The sequence below is a fragment of the Desulforhabdus amnigena genome (genome assembly GCF_027925305.1).
GTDB lineage: Bacteria > Desulfobacterota > Syntrophobacteria > Syntrophobacterales > Syntrophobacteraceae > Desulforhabdus > Desulforhabdus amnigena.
The window spans coordinates 16,661-40,727 of record NZ_BSDR01000001.1 but is presented as its reverse complement, the minus strand read 5'-3'; the positions used below and the strand labels follow the sequence as shown (position 1 = coordinate 40,727).

Here is a 24,067-nt window from a genome sequence, read left to right as displayed (position 1 = left end):
TACCTTCAGGAGAAGATCACTTGAACAAACCTGTCGGGGCTTCACAGACCTCCGATGAAGCTTTTTTGGATTCCACGTAGTGCGCCGCAGCAAGGGCAGCCGTGCACCCATCCGCTGCCGCGATCACAATCTGTCGGGCATATTTTTCCCTCAAGTCTCCCACAACGTAAATGCCGCGGATATTGGTTTCACATTTTTCGTCCGTAACCACATAGCCATCCCCATTCATTTTCACGCCGGCGGGTACGAGTTGGTTATTGGGGAAAAAGCCAATGAAGACAAAAACACCATCCGTAGCCAGTTCCCGCCGTTCGCCCGTCTTCGTGTCCTGAAGCTGAACCGCGCAGACCCCGTGTTCATCGGCTTTGATTTCTACTGGAATAGTATTCCAGAGAATTTCGATCTTGCACTCGGCCATGACCCGCTGTTGCAGGATCCTGCTGGCCCGCAAGGCATCGCGGCGATGAAGCACGTAGACATGTTTTGCCAGTTTGGCAAGATAAAGCGCCTCCTCCATGGCTGTATCCCCACCTCCCACTACCACCACGGTTTTTCCTCTGAAAAAGAAACCGTCGCAGGTGGCGCAGTAGGAAACCCCTTTGCCGTAGTACTCGTTTTCCCCGGGAATATTCAACTTTCGCGGGCTACCCCCGGCTGCCAGAATCACTGCATGCCCTCGCAAAGTGACGCCGTTGGCAAGCTGGACCGAATGACAATCAAGTCCGGGGTCAATGGCAACGACTTCCTGATGGAGCACCTCCAAATCATAAGCCTTTGCATGCTGCAAGAACTTGTTTGACAAATCGAAACCACTGATCTCCTCAATACCAGGATAATTCTCCACACTGTCACTGATAGCCACCTGCCCTCCAGCAAGCCCTTTCTCGATCAGGACCGTCTTCAAGGCAGCCCTCATGGCATAAAGACCAGCAGTGAGTCCTGCAGGCCCCCCTCCTACAATGATCACATCATACATCTCGTTTTCCGACACCATAGACCTCCTTTCTCAACTTGAACTCGCGATCAGATTTCGAAACCGAAACGCAACAAGGTTCCCTTTATTGGTATGTCCCTTTGAAGTTTCATTCTTTGCAATAAAAAAATCAAGCTAACATATTGGCAGACAGCTGAAACAGACACTTCTATTTTTCAATCTTCAACATACGGAATTCCGACCAAGGAAAGCAAAATACATTGACGTACTTTAGAGATCTAACGTATTTTCATCCTATCGGCACGCACCTTTCATGTCTCGATCTTCTTCGGTCGAATCCTTTTCGTCACCCCAGCAAAAGGAGGAAGAGAATGCCCCGTTTTGCATTACCTGTTTTTTTGGCCGTCGTGACGGGTATCTCAATGGTTTGCTCCACTTTCGGACAACAGACACAGATGCAGGGGCAAGCATGTGTGGATTGCCACAAGCAGGTCACCCCGAATATCGTTTCGGACTGGCAACTGAGCAAGCACAGCCAGAACGATGTAGGATGTCCTTCATGCCATGGTAATCAACACATGTCCAAAGACGATGTTGTAAAAGCTGAACTCGCCCTGCCCGACAAATGCAACGGTTGCCATGAAGCTCAGGTAGAGCAATTCAAAAGCGGAAAGCATGCTTTGGCATGGGCATCCATGAAGGCAATGCCGACGTTGCACTGGCAGCCCATGTCTCAAGTAGAAGGGTTGAAAGGCTGCGGGGCCTGCCACCGGCATGGGCTTAAGAGTGAAGCCGAAGTCAAAGACCTTCGAGACAAGAATTCCGCTTTTGGCGTTGCATCCTGCGATGTGTGCCACACCCGTCATCTTTTCTCCCTGGAAGAAGCCCGTTCCCCACAGGCTTGCCAAACCTGTCACATGGGGATAGACCACCCGCAGTGGGAAATGTATTCGTCCAGCAAACACGGTGTCCGCTATCTTCTGAGACAAAACAAGGTCCTTCCGGAAACCGTTGCGGCTCCCACCTGCCAGACCTGCCACATGCAGGAGGGAGATCATGAAGTACGCACCTCCTGGGGATTTCTCGCCCTCCGCCTCCCCCTGCCCGATGATCCCCAGTGGGAATCAGACCGTACCATTATCCTCAAGGCACTCGGAGTACTCGATCCCTCCGGTGAACCTACTGCACGCTTGGATGTTGTAAAACAGGCCGATATGGTTCGCTTCACCCAGGAAGCATGGCAGGAGGAGAGAGATAGAATGATCGGCACCTGCCGGAAATGTCACTCGGTCAATTTTGCAAAAGCTGAGCTGGAAAAAGGCGATCAGATGATTCGGAGCGCCGATGGCCTGATGGCTCAAGGAATCCAGATCGTGGCGGATCTCTACAAAGACAACATTCTAGCGAAACCGGTGAGTTACCCTTATGCCTACCCGGATCTCCTTACATTCCATGACGCCCCCACGGTCATAGAACAAAAATTGTTCAAGATGTTTCTGGAACACCGCATGAGAGCATTCCAGGGGACTTTTCATGCCAATCCGGAGTACTCTTTTTGGTATGGGTGGAGTGAGATGCAGCAAGATCTTTCGGAAATAAAAGAGATGGCGGCTCAAATGAGGCGAGAAGCGGCAAGAACGCCATCCGCTTCGACTCAGGAAAAGCCTGTTGAAAAGAAAAAGATTTCCGGGAAGAAATAGAATGTCGATTTTATCCTCTGTCACGGCGTTCGTAGCCGGGATGCGCCACAGAATGGTCTCCCGGCTTCTGCGCACCTGGTATTCACCCCACGGCTGTTCCTCAGCGTTTGATCCTTTGAGGCCTCTGCTGTCTTTAGCCGCCGCCTTCTATGCCAGAGGGCTCCAGCGTAACCAGGCATGGGCACAGGCGAGGAGTAAAAAACTTCCCCGATTCGTGATCAGCGTAGGGAATCTCGCAGTCGGCGGCACCGGCAAAACCCCGCTTACACTGTCGCTTGCTCGGAACCTCTACAGCCGCGGCTTCACAACTGCCATTCTGAGCCGTGGATACGGCAGGAAGCAAGATGACGTCGTTCGGGTTCCGACATCAGGGCAGACAGCCTCCCTAATGAAGCGATTCGGAGACGAACCCGTCCTCATGGCTCGAAAAATCAAGGCAGTCCCCGTTTGGGTGGGGCGGGAACGCACCCGCTCAGGAGAAGCGGCCATTGGCCAATCCGGAGCGATGGTCCTGCTCCTGGATGACGGTTTTCAGCACATTGAATTGAATCGCGATCTGAATCTTCTGCTCCTGGATGCTCACCATCCCTTTGGAAACGGGAGACTCATCCCCCTTGGTCCATTGCGTGAACCTCCCGAAGCCATCCACCGTGCCGACGCCATCATACTGACGAGAGCCGATGATGCCAAACGATGCGCAAAGACTCGAGAGTTTTTGCGGGAACACTATCCTGGTAAACCGATTTTTTCATGCCGTCACCAATTGATGGGATTGAAGGAGGGACTGGCAGGTCCAATACTGCCGCCGGAAGTGTTTCACAATCAGCCGGCTGTAGCTTTCGCGGGAATTGCGCGCCCCGAATTATTCTTCCGGTCTCTCGATGCATTGAGGCTGCGATTGTGCCGGTGTCTGGATTTCCCGGACCATTCTCCCTACGGTGCTCATGAAATCGAACTCATCATGACCGCCGTGCGTGAAACCCATGCACGGTTTCTGATAACCACAGAAAAGGATTTTGTGCGGCTTCCCGAGTATTTTCAGAAGATCATCCTGACAGCAGAACTGGAAGTCGACTTCGGAGCGGAAAGCGAAGCATTTTATAATTATGTGAAGCAGTGTGTCTTGCGTATCCGACCAGAAGCTTTCAAACCAAAAAACATCCCTCTCGAAGTATAGAATGACAAAAGATCGGATTCATGCTTCGAGATCTCAACATGAATGGACATCTGCAAAATATTAATAAGGTTCTGATGGAGTTGGTCTTCACCCATTCTTTCTTCATATTCGTCCCCGGTAGAACTCAAAACCTCATTTTCTGTCTATGGGAAACCGGTTGATGTACCACGCATCCCAGCCGCCTTTAAGCACAAACACTTCCTTAAATCCAATTCTTATCAGCTCACGCGCCACCCTGGCGCTCGTTGCCTCCTGCCTTCAAGTACAATACAAAACAATTTTACTATCTTTGGCATATTTATTCTGCCAGGTTTCCACATCTCCCGGATCTTCACGCACAGCCCCTTGAATTTTCCATTGGCTGGACTGCCAGTCGCCCATGGTTCGCACATCTATGACAACCACCCGAGGATTGCCGAGTTCCGACTTCAGTGTCTCCTTTGAAATTCTCGGCACATCAACCTCCGTTGCCATACCGACTACCCCAAAGAAAAAAAACAGGATCAACACCGTCAATAAACGTATTTTTAACTGATATGTAAACATGTTAGACCTCCTCATGAACAATTTTTGAATTATTTTAGAACATAACCAGGATCGGAATCGTTGTCAAAAATCGGATGCGCGCGATTTGTTGCCAAATCTCTACAGTTATCGACTACTTTTCTCGGCTTGCAATCATGCTTAAAAGTAAAGTAGCATCGTGCATCAATCAGATGAAGTGAAGACATTTACATTGAGGTGGCTGTGATACACATTGATGGATCGACGTATTCGGGAAGCGGGACCATTTTGCGATATTCTGCAGCCCTGGCAACGCTGCAGGGCCAGCCTTTGCACTTGACCCACATTCGAGCAAAAAGAGACAAACCCGGTTTGCGTCCCCAGCATTTAGAGGCCTTACGGGCGTGTTGCATGCTATCGAAAGGACACCTCGAGGGGGATGAGGTCGGTTCCCAGGAAATTTACTATTTTCCGGGGAAAGGCTTGAGGGGGGGGAGTTTCAGCTGGGATATCGGCACGGCTGGTTCAACGACGATGTTGGCTTTCACGGTATTGCCCCTTGCCCTCTTTGCCGACAAGGAATCTTCTTTTTCCATTGTAGGGGGATTATTCCAGGACTTTGCACCCAGCGCCTTTCACATGCAGGAAGTGCTCTTTCCTCTCATCAGAAGAATGGGCGCGGAACTAGATCTAAAAATTTTGCGTCCCGGCTATGTTCCCGAAGGGGGAGGACATTTGCAGCTCAAAGTGAAACCGCTCAATGGTCCTCTCGAACCCATCCGACTTCTGAAACAGGGGAAAGTGAAAGAAGTACGAGGAATTTGTCTCGCGTCCCATTTGGAAGAACAGAAAGTTGCCGAGAGGATGGCGAGACAGAGTGAGAAACTCCTCATGGAGCATGGAGTCCGGGCACGTGTCCAGGTCATCGAGGATGCTACTGCGCTTCAAAAAGGAGCTGCCCTTCTCGTAGTGGCCGAAACGGAGACAGGTTGTCTGCTGGGCGCTGATCAAGCGGGGAAGCGAGGAAGAAGGTCTGAAAATATAGCGAGGTTCGTAGTCTCTTCTCTTTTGGAAGATATTCGGACGGGAGCCACCACAGATCGTCATCTCGCAGATCAGCTCATTCTTTTTGCAGCGCTTGCTGAAGGAAGGACGGAATACCTGATCCCGATGGCGACCGATCATGTGCAATCGAACCTTTGGCTCGTACAAAAGATCCTGGGAGCCAAAACCGAGATACAAGGCAACCTGATAAGAATTGATGGAATCGGATTGAAACCGAATGAGAAATGACTCTATTGCTGGAGGTGATCGACATGCCTGCTCGCATCAAAATCAGAAGCATTTACAGCACCGCTCTTACGAAGCTTTTACTGGACGCGGGATATTATGTTGTTGAACCTTCAGCTAAAATAAGGGAACGTTTCAATCTTGAACATAACAGTGAACCGTGTGACCTTTTTATAAGAGATCGAGATGACTTGCAGGGCATAGAAATTTCCGGTCCGCCTGAAAACCTTTGCCAGTTCCTCACCTTCCTTCAGGAACAACTCCTCGATGCGGTCTTGCTGGAATCAGGTCCGGCAAGGGAAGAGGAAGGTCTCGTGAGGGCAGGCATTGAATTTCCAGGGGGGGCTAAAGCAACGCTCGACGCGATCCGGTTTTCCGTTACCCCCACCCTCTTACGACACCACCGTCTGCGCATTATAAACAGCCGGGCTCTGGAAAAAGCCGAAATCCTTCTCACCGCCCATCCCGAGAAAAAGGATTCTCTTGAAAAAAACCTTTTTCTGGAAACGATCCTCCTGCCCATCGAAAAAAGTGGCCTCGTAAAGATGGAGCACGTGCGTCCTTCTGGAAAATCCATGCGCCCCAGAGAGGGGATACTCATAAAATCCAATAGCCAGGGACTCATTTTCAAGCGATTTTTCTCCAAAGGGAGGTATGACGGACTCGACATCCCCATTCAACAAGGCGACTATGGTCTGACGGAAGTCCACGAAGGCTCATGGTATGTAAAGCATTCTTATTACACTAAAGAAGGAAAACTCATCGGGGAATACTTCAACATAAACACTCCCGTGGAACTCTACCCCTACGGAGCCCGCTACCTGGATCTCGAAGTGGACGTGATTCGCCGTGCAGGCGAAAAACCTTCGATCATCGATCGGGAAAAATTGTCTTTGCTGACCCGGCAGGGGCAGATTGGAAGCGCATTGGAAATGAAAGCAATGGAAATTGCGGAAAGCCTGGCGGCAGAAAAATAGGGGCGACCGGCCGATCTCCCCTACCCTTTTCCTTGCTTATTTGTGAAGAGCCTACATCTCAGTCAGCCCGCTTCTTTTCAGAACGCCCGGAATCGTGCTCATCGGTACAGATGATGAGCGTGTTTCCAGGGGTCAACTTCTGGGTGCGAGTCAGTTTATTTGTGGCACAGAGTGTATTGACGGACACCTGAAACCGGTTAGCCAGGGATTCGATTGTATCTCCACGGTGCACAGGATAGAAGATCACTGTTTGCGATTTTGGTTCCGGACGTGAAGAATTCTTTTGTGCTGTGGATATGGAGCGAACGCTGTTTGAATTCTGTTTCAAAGAAGCCTGGGTTACTTTCGCCACACGTGTTGCCTGTGGAAGCTGTACATAATCCTGAGCACTCTGCTTCACGGAAGCCGGATTCACTTTCACCCCTCTGGGGGGAGTATCCTTTGCCGGTCTGGCAGAAGCAATCTGGAGAGGTTTTGGATCTTTTTTCACGGATGAAGCACTGCCGACCTTTTCAGATTCCTTCGACCAGGTGTTCTTGGGACGATCGGGCTCTTCCTTCACTGTGACCTCTACAGTTTCATCGGACCTAGTTTCGTTGGACCTATCCGTCAGAACAGCGAGAACCGTATCCGACTTTCCAACGGGTACACAGAGCGAATAGCCATCGATAGGGGGGGTGGTGGCAGAACACAGCTCAGGGTTGTATTTCTTGAGAACTGACGCATCAACACCTATTTTTTCGCCAAGCCACGCAAGCTTCGTTCCTCCCGGAACAGTTACGGTCTCATGCTGCGGGTCATATGGCTTCGGTTCATATAAAAAACCATACTGGGTGGCATTTCGAATGATACGAACAGTTGCAAAAAACTTGGGAACATAATCCCTCGTTTCCGAAGGAAGATAGCCATTTTGTCTCAGCTCCCAGAACGTGCTGAGCCCACTTTGATCAAGAGCCGCCTGAACAGCGTTTTCACCGGCATTGTAGGCGGCCAGAGCCAATTCCCACGATCCGAATTGATCATAAAGAACCGACAGGTATTCAGCAGCTGCCTGAGCGGACTTGAAGGGATGTCTCCTTTCATCTACCCAGCGGTTTTGTTCCAGGCCAAAACGTTTTCCCGTTGCCGAGATGAATTGCCACATGCCTACTGCGTTTGCACTGGAACGTGCGGTCGGACAGAACCCGCTTTCCACCAAGGCTACATAAGCTAAATCTTTTGGAAGCCCCCGGTCTTCGAAAATCTCCTGAACCGGAAGAACATATACCTCAGCCCGTTTGAGAAGTGTCTGAAATGATTTTTGTTTCTTTTCGGTATAATAGATGGTCCATGAATCAATGGAGGGATGATCTGGAACGGCAAGTTCGGACTTTGGAGAGGCATTGTTTTCAAGAGGTGAGAAGGAGCCATGAAGTGCTCCTACTTTATTTTTGGGTTGTTCCGTGAGGGAAGAAGGTGGCACTTGCTGAGTGGAGGTGGTCGAACATCCAACCGCTAGCAACGTGGCCAGGCTCAAAAGCGGAAATTTGATCCAGTTTGTGGCTTTTGTAAATGAAAGATTTCTGTTTAAGTACAACTGCCAATACAACCAGTTCAAAGCGCAACGAGTCTCAACCATCACTCACATCCTCCTCCTCTAAAAGATCTTTTGTTTTTAGGCGCAAAGGCTATTTTTCATCCCTCAGTTGATTTCCAAATCGAACTTCCACCCTCGAATATTCCACTCATTATCACCATGAAAAATTAAACAAAAGCCCCCGGCAGCCCCCTAAGACCTATCCATCGTAACCAAGCAGACCTTTGCCTTTCTTCACGCCAATTCCATTCAGCCCCAATACCACGCTATAAGACATCACAAGGGCAAGACACTTGTCAGCTATCCGACACGGCCTTTAAACCATTTGCTATTTCCAACACTTATAATGCTATTTCATTAAAATCATTTTGAATAGATAAGGTAACTACGCATGCATATCATGAAACCCGAACTCATTGACGCACCAGAATAGTCAATTCCTTGGTAAAAGCAACCCAAATCCCGACATCCTAAGACCGAATCCTTTAAGAAACACAGGAAGATACTAATATTGTTATAAAATTCGAACTCCTACCTTCATGAAAATGACGATGGGACTGTTATACAATATTGTAAAAACCTGGCTGGGGGAATCAGTTTCCTCAATTGCCACCCCTATATGTCAATGCAAGTAATCATCAGCCAAAACCATGACGCCAAAGGATCCTGCCTTGACTCGTGGCAACAGAGCGGACAATCATTATCAACAGCTCTCCCTATAGAACATCGCGGCAGAAGTAATCTGTATGTCTGGCATGTTTTGAAGTCCCTCTTTGAAAGGAGATTCAGGGGGATGCGTTCTCGGTTGTACACCTCCCTGCCCCATCGGGGGAGGAATTGAATCGTTCGAGGGTGATAACTTTCGCCGCCGTATAGAGTGCCATAACAGAATAGGCTTTCATTTTAGAATTTCTTTTCACTCCACGGCAAATGGCAGAAGCAAAATCCCAGCCAAATTTTGATTAATCCACTAGAAACTTCATAGTATTTCGGGGAGATTCATCCATGCAGAACAAAGTAACCCTCGCTTTGCCAAGGCAAAAGGCAATCATGCAAGCAACACTCAAGACAACACTCATAAAAACTGTAGCCAATTTCAATGGTGCTTGCTTCAACATCCTGCAGCGGGAAAGGGCACAGACGGGATTTTGCGACACTTGATGGATCGAAAACGGGAGGAGGTCCTTAATAAAGCAATTCAATCCAGCCTCTGGATTTGGAATGGTCCAGAAAAATGATGGGAGAAACGTTGACTGATACCCTCTTACAAAAAACTTTAATCTATTCCATAGCCGTTATTGCTCCCCATAAGGTCCACGGGGAGTAATAACGGCTTGTCATTTCTTTCCCTTCAGCGGGTACACTCCAAACTCTTTATCTATTCTCCCCCCTTTTTACCCTTCTTAAAAACAATGAGAGGGCAGTTCTTGCACACATCAGCGCCGGGGAAATGATCCCCAGGTCGAGTTACAGAACTGCTTCCATATTGGGCTTTACGATCGAGCAGTCGCTGTACCGTCGGTTCGATGTGCTCGCCGGGAATGATAAAGTTGATCTCCCCTCGTTCGGTTTTTCCAGCATTGTAACTTCCACTGCACGCAGGCAGCATATTGGCGGTCTTTTCCAAATAAGAGAAGACGTTTCCGCTGCAGGCCGATGAATTCATGGTGATGTTTGTCCGCAGTGGATGAATGTCCATGGCAGCCATATAATCCACAGCCAAATGATAGGCTTGCATGTTGTCACAGTAGAAATGCACCGTATCGGGAGGAAAGTAGGAATCCCCAAGGGGAGAAACCGCCACGGCTTTGAGAGCTCCTTCCGGAAGTCGGGATTTAGTCTTCACGAAACGCTCAGCCTGTTCAATATTTTTCGTGTACTTGAGATGGCCTTTGATTTCACTTTCAGTGAGAGGTATCAGTCCAAACACGTAAGCGGCATTGGAACAGCCCAAAAGTTCCTTGGTGGCGAGGATAGTCTGGCCTTTCATGCGAGGAGCGATTTCCCACTGGCAAAAGGTCATGGGCTTCGTCGGTTCGAAGTGATCCACGTTGTTTCGAAATTCCGCCAGCTCTTCATCTTTGAAAAAAAACTTGACAGCAATAGGATAGTGCATCAGTCGCAGTTCATCCATCAAGACCTGCTGCATTTCTTTGTAGCTCAATTTGCCCATGAGATCCTCCCTGCGTTGTGTGTTGAATGGTTCCAAAAAGGTCCAGCTCACAGCGCGATCTGTGGCCTTGCTTTCCGGTTGTTCACAGCTCCTAACCATAATATAAAAATCAGCACCTTCCCCTCACTTCGTAGTTTGTTCAGCGAAGCAAAGAGACAGTTTCAAGGCAAAGGCAAATTTCATACCAAGGAGGGACTCGAGTGAAGAATGGAGTCTCATGCGGTCCCAGGCGGGCTTCAATCCTTGAAATAAGGGAAATTCTCCAGGTAAAACGCTTCTATAAAAGGAGATGCAACTCTCTTGAAAACGTGAATTCCTTTCAAATTTAACGACGGTCGGATTTGAAAACCCGACATCCAACGCATGGAAAGTAATCCCGACCTGCAGACGACATATTTTTACGGTAACAGCACCCACTACAAGCGTCTGTTTTTTCCATTCGACTATTTCCCTGATCTCAAGATATTTCCTCCAACATGCATTAAATATATTGCGGTGCAAATATTTTCTTGCCAAAAATTCAAATTATTGTAATCATAGGTAAATAATTTTCTAGTAAAAAAGACTGCAAGAATTTTGATGCATTTTTTCTCTTTGGTTTACAAGATTGATCATGCCACAACAGGTTTTCATTTCCAGAGGCGGGTTTCTTTTTTTCGTTTGCCATCTTTTCATTTAAGAAGACCTCTGCATGACACGGCAGTTGAGAAAATAAAAACAAAGCCTGCCCTGAAACATTGTCAACACATCTTCTGGAAAGCACTGCGCGAGGAGGTTCGGGTAATTGGAAAAGACCTTGGCACAGGGCTTGCTTCAAGGCTGCAAAGAATTTACCGTCATATTGATGAAGGCTATTGGAACTTCATTTATAAGCATATGAAATAGCTAACGAAAGGAGGTGCGGAGGACTTTTGTTTTTTAGTTTTTTGAGTGAATCGAGCATTATTTCAAGATCCATACTTATTGATTAAATGGAGGTGTACAGTGACGAAAAATCAAAGGATTTTCTTTTTTACTATGCTGGCAATTCTGGCCGTCGGAATGTGGTTCGAACCAGCCTGGGCGGACAAACTCAAGGATGCCATCGCCTCTGCACCCCAGGGCACAGGCAAAGGCCAAATTGACCCCAGCCAGCCCACAGGTTTCCTCGGCATTCCGGGTGGCCCTCAAGTGAACCTGATCGTGGCGTTCCTCTGGGCGGTGTGGGTCGGCTGGATTTTTTCAACAGTGGGCGCGTTCGGTGGGGTTATGGCCGGCGTGGGGCACATGACCGTCTTCGGGCTCGGCGGCTACGCCAAGACCTTCAAGGAAACCGCTCCCTCCCTGAACAAATTCATCACCGATTCGATTCGAGGCTCCAACCAATATCTGGTGGGGCTCTCCGCTCTCATCTCGTCCTTCAACTATTATAGAATGGGCCGTCTGGTCGTACCCCTGGCCATCTCTCTGGGCATCGGCTCCATCCTCGGCGCTTGGGGTTCCGTCACCCTCACCGCGGGCAAGATTTCCTTCTCCCAGTATCAAGGCTATTTCGGGCTTTTCGTTTTGGCTCTCGGCATCTACCTTTTTTATGAAACCTCCGCCGCCGGACAGGCCAGTAAGAAAAAAGCCAAGGCAGCAGCCCAGGCTTTCGAAGAAAGCGTGAAAAGGCAGAAGAGCGGCGAAAAGATCGATACGGCCGCCCTTGGCGTCAAAGTGACCAAGTTTTCCGCGGCCGAAGTCCAATTCACTTTCTACGGAGTCGAATTCAAATTCAATCCCCTGATTCCTCTTTTGGGTGGTGTAGTCATTTCGGCAGTGGCCGCGTTCCTCGGCGTGGGCGGCGGTTTTCTCCTCGTGCCTTTCCTGACCAGCGTCGCCGAACTGCCCATGTACCTGGCAGCCGGAACTTCGGCCCTGGCAGTGCTCATCAGCATGATCACAAGTATCGTTACCCTGATCACCAAGGGTGTTCAGTTCGATTGGGTTTTGATCGGCCTGGAACTGGTGGGCATCGCGGTGGGCTCCATCATCGGACCGAAGACTTCCAAGTACTTCTCTGATATATGGCTCAAGCGCCTGTTCATCGTGCTTGCGCTTTATGTCGGCGTGGATTATGTCTTGAGAGGTTTTTTCAATATCAAAATGCTCGGCTAGCAATATAACCGGCCCTACGCGCCTAAAAAAGGCTCCGGGCCAGAAAGTCCGGAGCCTTTTTTATGAACTCAATCACACCCCTTCTCTTGTTCTTCGACCCCTGGTTCATCGCCCCCTTCCGATGGCCGCCTTCCCCTGTAGCCGGTTATATTCTGGGAACCGTGATCCTTGCCCTTCAATGCGTGGTCCTCGGCGATTTCTCCGCCTTGGCCGTAACTTTCTTCAACCGTCGGCACCTGGCAAAAATCCAGGAAGAGATGAACCACCATCACAACCTGTCTGAAAAAGCCCTCAGACTTGGCGACAAAGAGAGCTACAAAGCCGTGAACCGCCAGGCGCTGGATGCCTTCGGCCATTCCTTCTCCCTCGGAGCGGCCATCTTCTGCGTCTCCATCTGGCCCATGCCCTTCGTTCTGGCCTGGATGCACCTGCGTTTCGCCGATGCGCCCCTGGAACTTTCCTTCCGTCTCCCCTTCTTGGGCAGCACCGTGCACTATTTTGCTTCTTTCCTCCTGTTGTACATCGCTGTCCGGATGCTTTATTCCATGGTCATGAATCGCTTTGAATGGTACTCCAGACTGAAGGCGAGCCTTGCAGGACAGAAAGGGTGAGCCCGGCTCCGAGGCAGGGCAGACCCTCTGCAACAGAGCCGCTATTTGATTGATTTCATGAGTCAAATACCTCCGGCAAAGCCGGAGGCTTGAAAATATGGACCGCTCAAAGCGGTTGTAAACCATTGGCCACCTAAAGGTGGCGGCTACTTGAACTTATGCAGTTGATCGAGTCTGCGATCCTCGGTTTCCTGCTTTTTGATATATTCGCGGATCATCTTCTCATCTTTACCCACCGTGGACACGAAGTATCCGCGCGCCCAGAAATTGTGGCCAGTGAAATTCTTCCTCTGACCAAGGAAGCTCCTTGCAATGTGGATGGCACTTTTGCCCTTGATGAAACCCACCACTTGGGCAACGCTGTACTTGGGTGGAATGCTGATGAGCATGTGGACATGGTCCACCAGCAGATGACCTTCCACTATCTTGCTCTCACGCTGCATCGCAAGCTCTCTGAATATCTGCCCCAAATGCTTTCGGAGCTCTTCATAGAGGGTCTTCCTTCGGTATTTGGGAATCCATACCACATGGTACTTGCAGTCCCACGCCGTGTGGCTTAGGCTTTGGTATTCGTCCATACGAAAGCTTTCCTTTCTGTAAACTTTGAGCGGTTCACAGGAGGGAAGCTTTCGTATACTCCCGGAAATGTCAAACTCTGGGAGTCGCCCGGCAGAGCCGGGGGTTTACCCAAAATTAATTATATCGGACCGTTTTGAATCGAGAAAAGAAGGGTTCTCAATGCCCAACTGAAAGAAGGACGGCGTGGTTCATGGCATTTCAAGCAGTACGCATGCTATACAATTCCTTCCCAAAAGCATTGATCTCCTGCAATCTTGAGAACTTCTTCCAGAACCCCTATGAGGTTGACCACCCCGACGATTTTTCCTTCACGGACCACCAGGGGCTGCCTGATGTTTTCCTTGAACATGAGGTAGACCGCTTTGTTGATCGTATCCTCCTCTTCCAACAAAGGGTCGATGGGGGACATGACATCCTTGACCCTCTTTTGGGTTTCCCTTTTGACCAAATCAAAAAAACTGCTGTCCAACCATTGAAAACGCTTCTGGATTTCTTCTATTTGTTTAGAGGCGTCCTCGGCTCTCAATGAGATCGTTCGGTAATGTAAATGCGACAAATTCGTCTTCCTGGCCGATTCGGGCACAAGCCCCCTGATCAGATCGAATATGGAGAATTTTCCGACGATTTTCCCCTCGGCATTTTTGACGAAGAGCGTCTTGTGATACTTGCCGGGTTCATGAGCCTGGATCCTGGCATAATTTTCCTTCAAAATTCTGAGAGCATCGCAAAGCCGGTCGTCCTCGCCAACCGTGCTGTATTCTTCGATACGGGACATAATTTTTTTTACTTTATATTCTTCTGCCATGTTTAATTCTCCTTTCTTGGATATGAAAAAAGAGGGACAGTTCATTGTAAACGCCCATGTTCTTATGGAGGAGATGGCACAACCGACAAATCGACACATTGGATCGTGCGATGGGCTCCTACGTGAAACCAGGCATCAAACTGGGACTGCATGACATGGCAGGAGGCACAGAAAAGCGGCGTCTCCGTTTTGGCCAGCAGACGGGGTGGGCCGAAACCCAAAAACAGCCCCCCAGCAGCAACCAGCATGAGTATCCCCACAAAAAACTTCCACCTTTTCTATCTTCCATGCAGTCATGTTTTGGAACCTCATCAGGATCGATGTTGCCGGACGGTGTTTTGGGGATGGCATTTATAAGTATTACTCATTAAATGAAATTTAACCCTAAGGAATTGAATACGATATGTCAATGATAAAATTAGAAAAAGAGCATAAAAACAAGGATGGAGGTTTCGTTTGAACTTTACACTGCTTTTCTCCCTCGACGGCCTCTCCAGCGGGACTTCAGGCGTTTTGCAACGTAGCCGGTCACGATCTTTGCCCAGTGAAGCATGTAAACAAGCGCAACCGCACCTACCACTTGAGCTTTACTTTAAATCTTCAAAAACCAATTGCAACAACTGAAGCTTCGCACCCCCTGAGCAGCATGAGGAAGTGTGGCAGACGGAATCTCAATGTTTTAAATAGAATGGAAAGCTTTGAGAAAAAACAGACCTTTTATTTTTGATTCGTGGCTGATAGCAGCCCATTCCAGACCGAGGCTGTTTCTCTTGAGAGGCTGTGAGATTCGCTCCTTGAATTCCTCATATGTGTCTGTTAAAGAGCAAAAGCTTGGGTTTTGGCTTCATTTGCTCTTCAAGCACTTAGGGAGTCGGCGGATTCTAATATCCCGTTATTCACCACGGCGGGCAAAGTTTTGGAATTCTTATGGGATTCTTCTGTGGTCTCTGTGTCTCCGTGGTAAATGGGGATTTCAAGAGCCACTCACTCTCTTACAGAATATGGAAGATCATGGCTCTTTTAGATACAGTTCCCGCATTCATTCGCGTTCTCATGGTTTTCATGCTCCTCCTGCTTGCCATTCGAAAGGGTTTTTCCCTTGGAAATGCGTTCTTTCTGGGGGCCGTCGCACTGGGATTGTTTTTTGGTCTTTCTCCCCTCTCACTGATCCGATCCATTTTTCTCTCCTTCAGCCATCCCAAAACGCTTTCTCTAGCTATCATCGTTTCTCTCATTCTCGTACTCAGTCACAGTATGGAACTGGCGGGACAGATGAAGAGGCTTCTCCATCGATTTCAAGGCATTATCACAAAACCCAGCATCAATCTCGTCATATTCCCGGCCCTTATCGGATTGCTCCCCATGCCCGGAGGGGCTATTTTTTCCGCCCCCATGGTGAAAACACTGGGAAAATGTTTGAACCTATCCACATCCCAGTTGAGCTACATCAATTACTGGTTCCGTCACATATGGGAATACTGGTGGCCGCTCTACCCCGGAGTCCTGCTCACCATGACCCTCGCAGATCTGGACCTCTGGACCTTCGTGCTTTTCCTCTTCCCCCTGACCCTCATCGCTTTGGCTGCGGGTTACTGGCCATTGAAGGCTCTGCGAAACGGAGGGACAGCCAAAGAATGTGCACCGCCTGTTCCCCGTCCTCCCTTGAAACCCTTTCTGAAAGAACTGCTGCCTATCCTGATCGTTATCGGTCTGGGTCTCGGTTCCGGGAATTTATTGACGCTTTTACTCACCCCCCACGCCATAGCCATCACTCAGGAGATCGGCCTGATTTTCGCCCTCCTGGTGGCCATCGCATGGGTCTGGCGTGAAAATCGCCTCTCCGCCGCGCAAAAGCGGCAGATCCTTTTACAGAAGCGGCTCATCAACATATTTTATATGGTGGGCGCCATTCTGGTTTTCAAAGGGATGCTCGAGGACAGCCACGCGGTGGAAGCCATCAGCCAGGAACTGATACGCTGGCGCATCCCCCTCATGCCCATCTGCATCATCCTTCCCTTTTTTGTGGGAAGCATTGTGGGAATCACTATCGCCTTCGTAGGGACCACCTTTCCCATCCTTGTATCTCTCATCCAATCGGCCGGAGAAGTCCATTTCATGCTTCCCTATATGATGCTCGCCCTGGTGAGCGGCTTTGTGGGGGTTCTTCTTTCGCCCCTTCATCTATGCCTTCTTCTTTCTAACGAATACTTTGGAACTCCCCTGGCACCGGTCTACCGCCATCTCTGGGGTCCCAGTTGCGTTCTCATCCTGGTCGGCTGCCTCTACTTTTTCGTGCTCCATGGTTTCCCATGATTTGAAAAATTCCCGTACAGCTTGTGTTGAACGCCCTTTTGAATTAATTTGTGCGGTATGATCTTTTTTAATTTTTCTATTCTGCGTTTTAAAGCATTGCTGATAAAGGAGAGAGCATGCGAGCGAAGAAAATCTGGACCCTGCAGTCTTTTTTGTCCTGCATTGTATGGAATGGCATTCTGGTTGGCTTCTTTTTCCTTCTATCGGAGCAAATCCTCCTGGCTTTCAAGGAGTGGCTGGACCCTCTGCTGACATCGGGAGCGGTGACCCTGCCCGAGGACGCCCGTGTCGGACTCATGAACTTGAAACAGCTCTCCGATCAGGCGCACCAGTATTTGATGCCGGTGGTATTCGGAGCCGGAGGCCTCATCACTCTCGTTCTCTGGCTCTTCATTCTGCTGGAAGGCCGAGGTCTGGTGAAACGGGTGCAAAGGGAAATGACTCCAACCATGGCGCCACCGGTCGAAAGCGCTAAGAGGGCGAAGAAGACCGAAAAAGAAGCCGAGAAAATTCCTGCTCCTGAAAAAGAAAAAGCGCCGCCATCCCCTCAACCGGCGGTTCAGATCCTCTCCATCTTGCAGAGGGAAGGACGATTCATTGACTTTCTGCAAGAAGATCTCAGCAATTATGACGACGCGCAGATTGGAGCCGCCGTTCGCAGCATCCATCAAGGTTGTAAAGACGCCCTTGCCGAACATGTCGAGATGAAGCCCGTTTACGAGGAAGCGGAAGGCGCCCAGGTGACCGTCCCCCCGGATTTCGATTCCAGAGCCATCCGCCTGACGGGCAATGTGTCGGGTAATCCCCCCTTCAAGGGAGCCCTTCGGCACCGCGGATGGCGCGTCATGCGCATCGATCTTCCTCAATCCACTGCAGAACCCCGGAAAGATTGGATACTGGCTCCCGCGGAAGTGGAAGTGGGTGAGTCGTAGAGGGCGGACGCGGAAAATCCCCAAGGAGGAGAAATATTTTGAGCAGTCCCAAGTACATCATCGGTATTGATTTAGGCACGACACACAGTGTCCTCGCATATACGGAAGCTCACATCATTGAAGACCAGGAACCGGAAATCCGCGTTTTTCAGGTCGCCCAGGTTGTGAATCCCAGTGAAATCCAGTCCCAGGCACTGCTTCCATCTTTTGTTTTTCTACCGGGACCCCATGATGTCCCTCAAGGAAGCCTGGCACTTCCCTGGGAGAACGGAATGGATGTGGCCGTTGGCGAATTCGCGCGGAAACGCGGCGCAGAAATTCCCAACCGCCTCATTTCATCGGCAAAATCCTGGCTGAGCCACAGCGGAGTGGACCGCACGGCCCCTATCCTTCCCTGGGACGCTCCTTCCGATGCCAGGCGCATGTCTCCCGTGGAAGCTTCCGCCATGTTTCTGAAGCACCTGCGGGACGCATGGAATCATGAAATGGCCACGAACGATGCCGACGCACGCTTCGAGTTGCAGGAAATCTACCTCACCGTGCCCGCTTCTTTCGATGCCGTCGCAAGAGAATTGACCGTCAAAGCCGCCCAGTCCGCGGGTCTTCAGAATGCAACCCTGCTGGAAGAACCCCAGGCGGCTTTTTACGCATGGATTGAGTTCCACAAGGACCGGTGGCGAAAGGCCGTCCATGTGGGGGAATCCATCCTGGTGTGTGATCTCGGGGGCGGGACAACAGACTTCAGCCTCATCCAGGTCACGGAAGAAGAAGGGGAGCTGGCTTTACGCCGCGTGGCCGTGGGTGATCATATCCTCCTTGGCGGCGACAACATGGACCTGACTCTCGCTTACGCCGTCCAGGCCAAACTGGCCCAAAAAGGCACCAAGCTCGATGCATGGCAGTTTCGAGGACTCGTTCACAGCTGCCGGGTGGCCAAAGAGCGCCTCCTGGCTCAACCCGACGCCCAATCCGAACCCATCGTCATCCTGGGACGGGGCAGTTCCCTTATCGGCGGAACCATCCGCACGGAACTTTCACGGGAGGAAGTGGACACAATCCTTCTCAACGGTTTTTTCCCTATCACCGGAAAAACCGATTACCCCGTGGAAAAACCCAGGGTAGGCATTCGGGAAATGGGCCTTCCCTATGAATCAGACCCAGCGGTGACGCGCCATCTGGCCCGTTTTCTCGGGCGTCAGGCTCAGGGGGGTAATGGAGAAACCGGTTCCACCGTTCCCTATCCCACTGCCGTGCTTTTCAACGGGGGGGTCATGAAATCCGAGCTGATCCGCCAGAGAATCCTTACCGTCTTGAAGAACTGGAATCCGGATCAGGAACTGAGAGAACTGGCTTCGGAAGATCTCGACCTGGCTGTGGCTCACGGTGCAACTTACTATGGGCTGGCGAGGCTCGGGCGGGGCATTCGCATCCGCGGCGGTGTCGGCCGTCCCTACTACATTGGAATCGAGAGTTCCATGCCCGCCGTGCCCGGCATTCCCACACCCATGAAAGCGCTGTGCGTGGTTCCCTTCGGCATGGAAGAAGGGACCGAAGCGGACATTCGGGAACGAGAATTCGGCCTGGTAGTGGGAGAACCCGCCGTATTTCACCTGCTCTCTTCCACGTTGCGTAAGAAGGATCAGATCGGTGAAATCGTGGAAGATTGGAGCGGTGAAATCGAAGAAGTGACCACCATGGAAACGGTGCTCCCCGCAAGCGATGCCGAAGCCGGGGGCAATATCATTCCCGTATGGCTCGAAAGCAAGGTGACGGAGGTCGGCACACTGGAGCTCTGGTGCGTGGCACGCGACGAAGAGCGGCGCTGGAAGCTGGAATTCAATCTTCGGGAACGGGAAGAAGAGTAGTTTTTGCGGCAGAGAGATCATCTGGAAAAGAGTGAATGGACAATCCGTTTGAGTTTGAGGATATTACCTATCGATATATTGTCGGCATAGACCTCGGTACGACCAATTCGGCCCTGGCCTATGTCGACCTGTCCCGGAAAGACAAACAGCCCAGAGAAATTCAATTCTTGGAATTCCCTCAGCTGACCGCCCCAGGCGAAGTAAGCCGCCGCCCGGTTTTGCCTTCTTTTCTCTACCTGCCGGGCCCTTATGAATTGCCTCCCGAGAGCACCGCTCTTCCCTGGGACTCAAAACGGAATTTCGCTGTCGGGGAGTTCGCAAGGGAACAGGGGGCCCTCGTGCCCGGTAGAATGGTTTCCTCGGCCAAATCCTGGCTCTGCCACGGCGGCGTGGACCGGACGGGAGCCATATTGCCATGGGGAGCGGGCTCCGATGTGCAGAAAGTTTCGCCTGTGGACGCCAGCGCCCGGTATCTGCAGCACATGAGGGAATCCTGGAACGAAATCATCGGACGTGGGCGTGAAGGCTTCCGGTTGGAAGAGCAGCTGGTCATTCTCACGGTTCCCGCATCCTTCGACGAAGTGGCGCGCGAACTCACGGTGACAGCGGCACGCAATGCGGGGCTTCCCAGGATCGTTCTTCTGGAAGAGCCCCTTGCGGCATTCTATGCCTGGCTCGCCCGACACGAAGACGACTGGCAGACGCAAATGCAACCGGGGCAAATGATCCTGGTCTGCGACGTGGGCGGAGGCACGACGGATTTCACCATCATTGCCATTCGCGAGGGAGAAAAGGGGCTGCGGTTCGATCGGCTCGCCGTGGGGGATCACCTGATGCTGGGCGGAGACAACATGGATCTCTCTCTTGCCAGACACCTGGAAGTGCAGCTCGTGGGCGAACCCGGAAAGCTCGACACCAAAAGGTGGCATCAGCTTTGGCACCAATGCCGGAAGGCAAAGGAGGTCCTTCTGGGTGAAGCCGAACCCACCCTCTCTTCTTCCCCTGAAAGCGCAGCAAGAGAAGCTGCACCCGACACATTCACGATCTCCCTTATGGGCACCGGAAGGAAGCTCATTGCCGATACCCTGAAAGGGACCCTCACGAAAGCCCAGGTCGAAGCACTGATTCTGGAAGGCTTCTTTCCCTTTGTCTCCCCTGACGAAGTTCCCAGGGGCGGCCGCCGGTCCGGGCTTACGGAATGGGGGCTCCCTTTCGTACAGGATGCTGCCGTCACGCGTCATCTTGCCGCCTTCTGGAAGCGTTACAGGTCCCTTCTGCAGCAGGAAACGGGGCGGGACGCTCTCTATCCCGATTTTGTACTCTTCAACGGAGGAGCTCTCACCCCGGTATCCATCCGCCGTCGCATTCTGGAGGTGGTGAAGCACTGGTTTGAAGCGGAAGCAAAAGAAGGCTGGATCCCCATCGAGCTGGAAAACACACGTCCTGAACTGGCTGTAGCCATTGGAGCGGCCTACTACGGCCTGGTACGCCAGGGAGAAGGAGTGCGCATCGGGGCGGGCAGTCCCAGATCTTACTACGTGGAGGTGAACACTGTTTCCAGGGAAGGTGAAAGCGGCGGAACGCACCCCGCTGTCTGCCTGGTTCCGCGCGGCACGGAGGAAGGTTTCGAAGCACAACTGAACCGGCCGGCATTCGAAGTGCTCGCCAATCAGCCTGTGGCTTTTCAGATCTTCAGTTCCAGCACCCGCTTGGGAGACCACCTGGGGGATGTGCTGACCCTTTCCCCGGATGAGATCACTCCACTTCCTCCCATCCGCACCGTATTGCGTTACGGAAAGAAGAGCACGGCCCAGGCGCTTCCCGTTCTGCTCGCCATTCGCCTCACGGAGGTGGGCACACTGGAACTCTGGTGTCAGTCCCAGAAGAGCCCCCATCGCTGGCAATTGCAGTTCGACGTGCGCCAGGCGGCCGAACCGGAAGCACCCCTTGCTGTATCTACAGGTGAAACCCTCGATACCGAAATCATCGAACGGGCACAGGCGGCGATCAAAGGGGTTTTTCGAAAAGGGGAAACATCCTCTGACAACTCGCCTGAAAAACTTGTCAAAAACCTGGTCACCCTGTTGGAACTGGGGAAAGAAAACTGGCCCACGCCCCTCATTCGAAAATTGGCGGACACCCTCCTCGAATGCAAAAAGGAAAATGCCCTCACTCCCCAACATGAAGCCAGGTGGTTCAATTTACTTGGATATTGTCTGCGTCCCGGCTTTGGAGATCCACTGGATGAATGGCGCATGAAAGAAATCTGGAAGATCTATCCCCAGGGGCTGCAATATGCGAGGCAGGCTCAGAACCGCACGGAATGGTGGATTTTCTGGCGGCGTGTCGCAGGAGGACTCACAGCCGGGCATCAGTGGTACATCTTTCAGCAGGTATGGCCGATTCTTCAGCCGGTGGATAAGAAAAAGAAGAAAGGCGCTAAAAGGCCTCTAAAGAGCCTGAGCCTTCAGGAAGAACTCGAAATCTGGATGGCGCTGGCCAATTTTGAACGCCTTCCGGTAAAGAATAAAATGGAACTCGGCCGCATCGCCTTGGAAAGAATCCGCAAAGGGAAATTCAAATCTCAGGAACTGTGGACCCTCGGCAGATTGGGTGCCAGGATTCCTTTTTACGGGCCTCTCGATCTGGTCGTTCCCAGTGGAGAAGCTTCTTTATGGCTGAACACCCTCCTGTCCCTGGACCTCGAGCCGACAGAAGCCTTGGCTCAGGCGTTGCTTCAACTGGGTCGTCGCACAGGAGACCGTGAAAGGGATTTGCCCCAGGAGGACCGGGACCGCCTGGCTCAATGGCTGGATCCCCTGCCTCAGAGCGAACGTTACAGGGAAGTGCTTTCCAACCCGGACATCGCTCTGATGACCGGGGAAAAAGACTGGATTTTTGGAGAAGCTCTTCCATCGGGGTTGATTCTCTCTTCGCCGGGAAGCGTCTCAACCGATTGAAATCATTCAATACGGAAACATGGCCATTGCTTTTCCGCAACCCAATGGTTCAAGCATGAAAGCCCTGACACTCGAACAATTGATGGCAGACAAGAGGAACCTCGAACACATCCTCGACAACCTCTTGGAGGGAATCATCGCCCATGACAAAGAAAGGCGGATCCTCTTTTTCAATCGGGCGGCTGAAAAAATCACCGGCTACTCCAAAGAAGAAGTCGTAGGAAGAGACTGCCATGAGGTCTTCGGCAGTCCATTCTGCGGAAACCGCTGCTCTTTTTGTTCCGGTCCACCCGATTCCTTTTCCCACGCCGGCTATACGATCAATATTCTCACAAAAAACGGGGAACCTCGATGCATTGAAATGTCGGTGTCGGGAATGCGTGATGAGTCGGGTTCTTTCGTGGGAGTCCTCGCAGCATTTCGGGACATGACTGATTTTCTCGGACTGAAGATCCGGCTCGGCGAAATCAGCCATTTCAGCGGTATCATCGGTCAGGACCATAAAATACTTTCCATCTTTGAACAGATCAGGGAACTGGCAACCAACGACTTTCCCGTACACATCTTTGGCGAAACCGGAACGGGTAAGGAACTTGTGGCCACCGCCATCCACAATGAAAGCCGCCGGGGAGGAGGCCCCTTTGTCCCCGTCAACTGCGGGGCGCTGCCCGAAGGTTTGTTGGAAAGCGAACTTTTCGGCCACGTGAAGGGGGCCTTTTCAGGAGCCATTCGGGACAAAAAAGGTCGATTCGAACTGGCCCACACGGGGACCATATTCCTGGATGAAGTGACGGAGCTTCCCAAGGCCATGCAGGTGAAACTCCTGAGGGTTCTCCAGGAAGGAACCTTCGAGCGGGTAGGTGGAGAAGAGACCATCAAAGTGGATGTGCGCATCATCAGCGCCACCAACCGGGATCTCAAATCGGAAATGGAGAAGCAGAATTTTCGTGAAGACCTTTATTACCGGCTCAATGTGGTCCCTCTTCGTCTTCCGCCTCTGAGAGAAAGAAAAAACGATATTCCTCTTCTAGCCGCACACTTCCTGCAAAAAGCCACAGAATGCGGACAGAAAGCGGCGAATCTCTCCCAGGATGCTCTTTCCCTCATGATGGACTATTCATGGCCGGGAAATATTCGTGAACTGCAGAACGCCATCCACTTCGCCCTCGTCAAATCCAGAGGAAGCGTGATCCGCCCGGAAGACCTGCCTCTCGAACTGAAGGCCCGAGAAAACTGCCCGTGCCCACCGGGACCCTCACGAAAGTTGAATAAAGAATCCGTTTCAGCCGCGCTGACTCAGAGCGGAGGCAATAAATCCAAGGCTGCAAAACTCCTTGGCGTGGGACGAGCCACCTTATACCGATTCCTGGATGATGAAAAAATGTCTCAGGATACACTTTTGTCTCATGCCGGAACTTGAGACATTCTGACCGTCGCTTCCGCTTCCCAATCTTTAAAAGACGATCTATGACACACGCTCTCATAGAACAGGGGGCACCCCCTTCTCTGCGAATGTGTCTCACATCTGTCTCAGC

Annotated in this window: 20 protein-coding genes; 13 read left to right on the top strand and 7 right to left on the bottom strand. The window is 51.2% G+C overall.

Translation table 11 applies throughout. The annotated features are described in order from the left end of the window. Positions 1-16 precede the first annotated feature (16 nt). On the bottom strand, positions 17-994 hold the full coding sequence (gene trxB / locus QMG16_RS00180) for a thioredoxin-disulfide reductase (RefSeq protein WP_281791659.1): 978 nt from the start codon (positions 992-994) through the stop codon (positions 17-19). A gap of 311 nt (positions 995-1,305) precedes the next feature. Here trxB and QMG16_RS00175 point away from each other — a divergent pair, with 311 nt between their 5' ends. Next, entirely contained in the window at positions 1,306-2,634 is a 1,329-nt protein-coding gene (locus tag QMG16_RS00175) for a multiheme c-type cytochrome (protein ID WP_281791658.1), read from the top strand. Position 2,635: 1 nt separating this feature from the next. Further along, complete coding sequence (gene lpxK, locus QMG16_RS00170) at positions 2,636-3,811, top strand: tetraacyldisaccharide 4'-kinase (protein WP_281791657.1); 1,176 nt, start codon at positions 2,636-2,638, stop codon at positions 3,809-3,811. A 132-nt stretch (positions 3,812-3,943) separates the two neighbouring features. On the opposite strand, the gene QMG16_RS00165 is transcribed toward lpxK, so the two are convergent. Further along, positions 3,944-4,357: a rhodanese-related (seleno)protein gene (locus QMG16_RS00165; protein ID WP_281791656.1), complete on the bottom strand. Its 414-nt coding sequence runs from the start codon at positions 4,355-4,357 to the stop codon at positions 3,944-3,946. A gap of 195 nt (positions 4,358-4,552) precedes the next feature. Here QMG16_RS00165 and rtcA point away from each other — a divergent pair, with 195 nt between their 5' ends. Together rtcA and QMG16_RS00155 are read left to right on the top strand one after the other, a co-directional pair. Continuing rightward, positions 4,553-5,608: an RNA 3'-terminal phosphate cyclase gene (gene rtcA, locus QMG16_RS00160; RefSeq protein WP_309298870.1), complete on the top strand. Its 1,056-nt coding sequence runs from the start codon at positions 4,553-4,555 to the stop codon at positions 5,606-5,608. Next, positions 5,605-6,582 carry a ribonuclease FAU-1 family protein gene (locus tag QMG16_RS00155; protein WP_281791654.1) on the top strand — a complete coding sequence of 326 codons (978 nt, stop codon included), beginning with the start codon at positions 5,605-5,607 and terminating at the stop codon, positions 6,580-6,582. The genes rtcA and QMG16_RS00155 overlap by 4 nt, the downstream gene beginning before the upstream one ends. 58 nt (positions 6,583-6,640) lie before the next feature. Here QMG16_RS00155 and QMG16_RS00150 read toward each other — a convergent pair whose 3' ends face one another. Further along, the gene (locus QMG16_RS00150; RefSeq protein WP_281797012.1) at positions 6,641-8,200 is read right to left on the bottom strand and encodes a lytic transglycosylase domain-containing protein; all 1,560 of its coding nucleotides are present in this window, start codon (positions 8,198-8,200) and stop codon (positions 6,641-6,643) included. Between the two features lie 963 nt (positions 8,201-9,163). Here QMG16_RS00150 and QMG16_RS00145 point away from each other — a divergent pair. Further along, a complete protein-coding gene (locus tag QMG16_RS00145; protein WP_281791653.1) occupies positions 9,164-9,319 on the top strand; it encodes a hypothetical protein in 156 nt (51 codons plus the stop codon). A gap of 217 nt (positions 9,320-9,536) precedes the next feature. On the opposite strand, the gene QMG16_RS00140 is transcribed toward QMG16_RS00145, so the two are convergent. Continuing rightward, the gene (locus tag QMG16_RS00140; RefSeq protein WP_281791652.1) at positions 9,537-10,331 is read right to left on the bottom strand and encodes a DUF169 domain-containing protein; all 795 of its coding nucleotides are present in this window, start codon (positions 10,329-10,331) and stop codon (positions 9,537-9,539) included. 579 nt (positions 10,332-10,910) lie between these two features. Between QMG16_RS00140 and QMG16_RS00135 the strand changes: the two genes are divergently transcribed. The 3 genes from QMG16_RS00135 (at position 10,911) to QMG16_RS00125 (ending at position 13,078) form a co-directional block, all read left to right on the top strand. Beyond that, positions 10,911-11,216, top strand: a complete 306-nt coding sequence (locus QMG16_RS00135) for a hypothetical protein (RefSeq protein WP_281791651.1) — start codon at positions 10,911-10,913, stop codon at positions 11,214-11,216. 132 nt (positions 11,217-11,348) lie between these two features. Then, on the top strand, positions 11,349-12,467 hold the full coding sequence (locus tag QMG16_RS00130) for a sulfite exporter TauE/SafE family protein (protein ID WP_373878694.1): 1,119 nt from the start codon (positions 11,349-11,351) through the stop codon (positions 12,465-12,467). A 62-nt stretch (positions 12,468-12,529) separates the two neighbouring features. Next, positions 12,530-13,078, top strand: a complete 549-nt coding sequence (locus QMG16_RS00125; protein WP_281791648.1) for a hypothetical protein — start codon at positions 12,530-12,532, stop codon at positions 13,076-13,078. 146 nt (positions 13,079-13,224) lie between these two features. On the opposite strand, the gene tnpA is transcribed toward QMG16_RS00125, so the two are convergent. From tnpA to QMG16_RS19450, 3 genes are all read right to left on the bottom strand, one after another. Next, positions 13,225-13,656 (bottom strand): IS200/IS605 family transposase, encoded by a 432-nt coding sequence (gene tnpA / locus QMG16_RS00120; protein ID WP_281791647.1) that lies wholly within the window; start codon positions 13,654-13,656, stop codon positions 13,225-13,227. A gap of 215 nt (positions 13,657-13,871) precedes the next feature. Beyond that, complete coding sequence (locus tag QMG16_RS00115; protein ID WP_281791646.1) at positions 13,872-14,462, bottom strand: CBS domain-containing protein; 591 nt, start codon at positions 14,460-14,462, stop codon at positions 13,872-13,874. Positions 14,463-14,524: 62 nt separating this feature from the next. Next, on the bottom strand, positions 14,525-14,722 hold the full coding sequence (locus QMG16_RS19450; RefSeq protein ID WP_373878643.1) for a hypothetical protein: 198 nt from the start codon (positions 14,720-14,722) through the stop codon (positions 14,525-14,527). Positions 14,723-15,473: 751 nt separating this feature from the next. On the opposite strand from QMG16_RS19450, the gene QMG16_RS00110 reads away from it, so the two are divergent. The 5 genes from QMG16_RS00110 (at position 15,474) to QMG16_RS00090 (ending at position 23,952) form a co-directional block, all read left to right on the top strand. Then, positions 15,474-16,775, top strand: coding sequence for a DUF401 family protein (locus tag QMG16_RS00110; protein ID WP_281791645.1), 1,302 nt, complete (start codon positions 15,474-15,476; stop codon positions 16,773-16,775). A gap of 116 nt (positions 16,776-16,891) precedes the next feature. Further along, complete coding sequence (locus tag QMG16_RS00105) at positions 16,892-17,707, top strand: DUF2760 domain-containing protein (protein WP_281791644.1); 816 nt, start codon at positions 16,892-16,894, stop codon at positions 17,705-17,707. A gap of 38 nt (positions 17,708-17,745) precedes the next feature. Next, positions 17,746-19,572, top strand: a complete 1,827-nt coding sequence (locus QMG16_RS00100; protein ID WP_281791643.1) for an Hsp70 family protein — start codon at positions 17,746-17,748, stop codon at positions 19,570-19,572. 35 nt (positions 19,573-19,607) lie between these two features. Continuing rightward, positions 19,608-22,532, top strand: coding sequence for an Hsp70 family protein (locus QMG16_RS00095; RefSeq protein ID WP_281791642.1), 2,925 nt, complete (start codon positions 19,608-19,610; stop codon positions 22,530-22,532). 55 nt (positions 22,533-22,587) lie between these two features. Continuing rightward, the gene (locus QMG16_RS00090; protein ID WP_281791641.1) at positions 22,588-23,952 is read left to right on the top strand and encodes a sigma-54 interaction domain-containing protein; all 1,365 of its coding nucleotides are present in this window, start codon (positions 22,588-22,590) and stop codon (positions 23,950-23,952) included. Positions 23,953-24,067 lie beyond the last annotated feature (115 nt).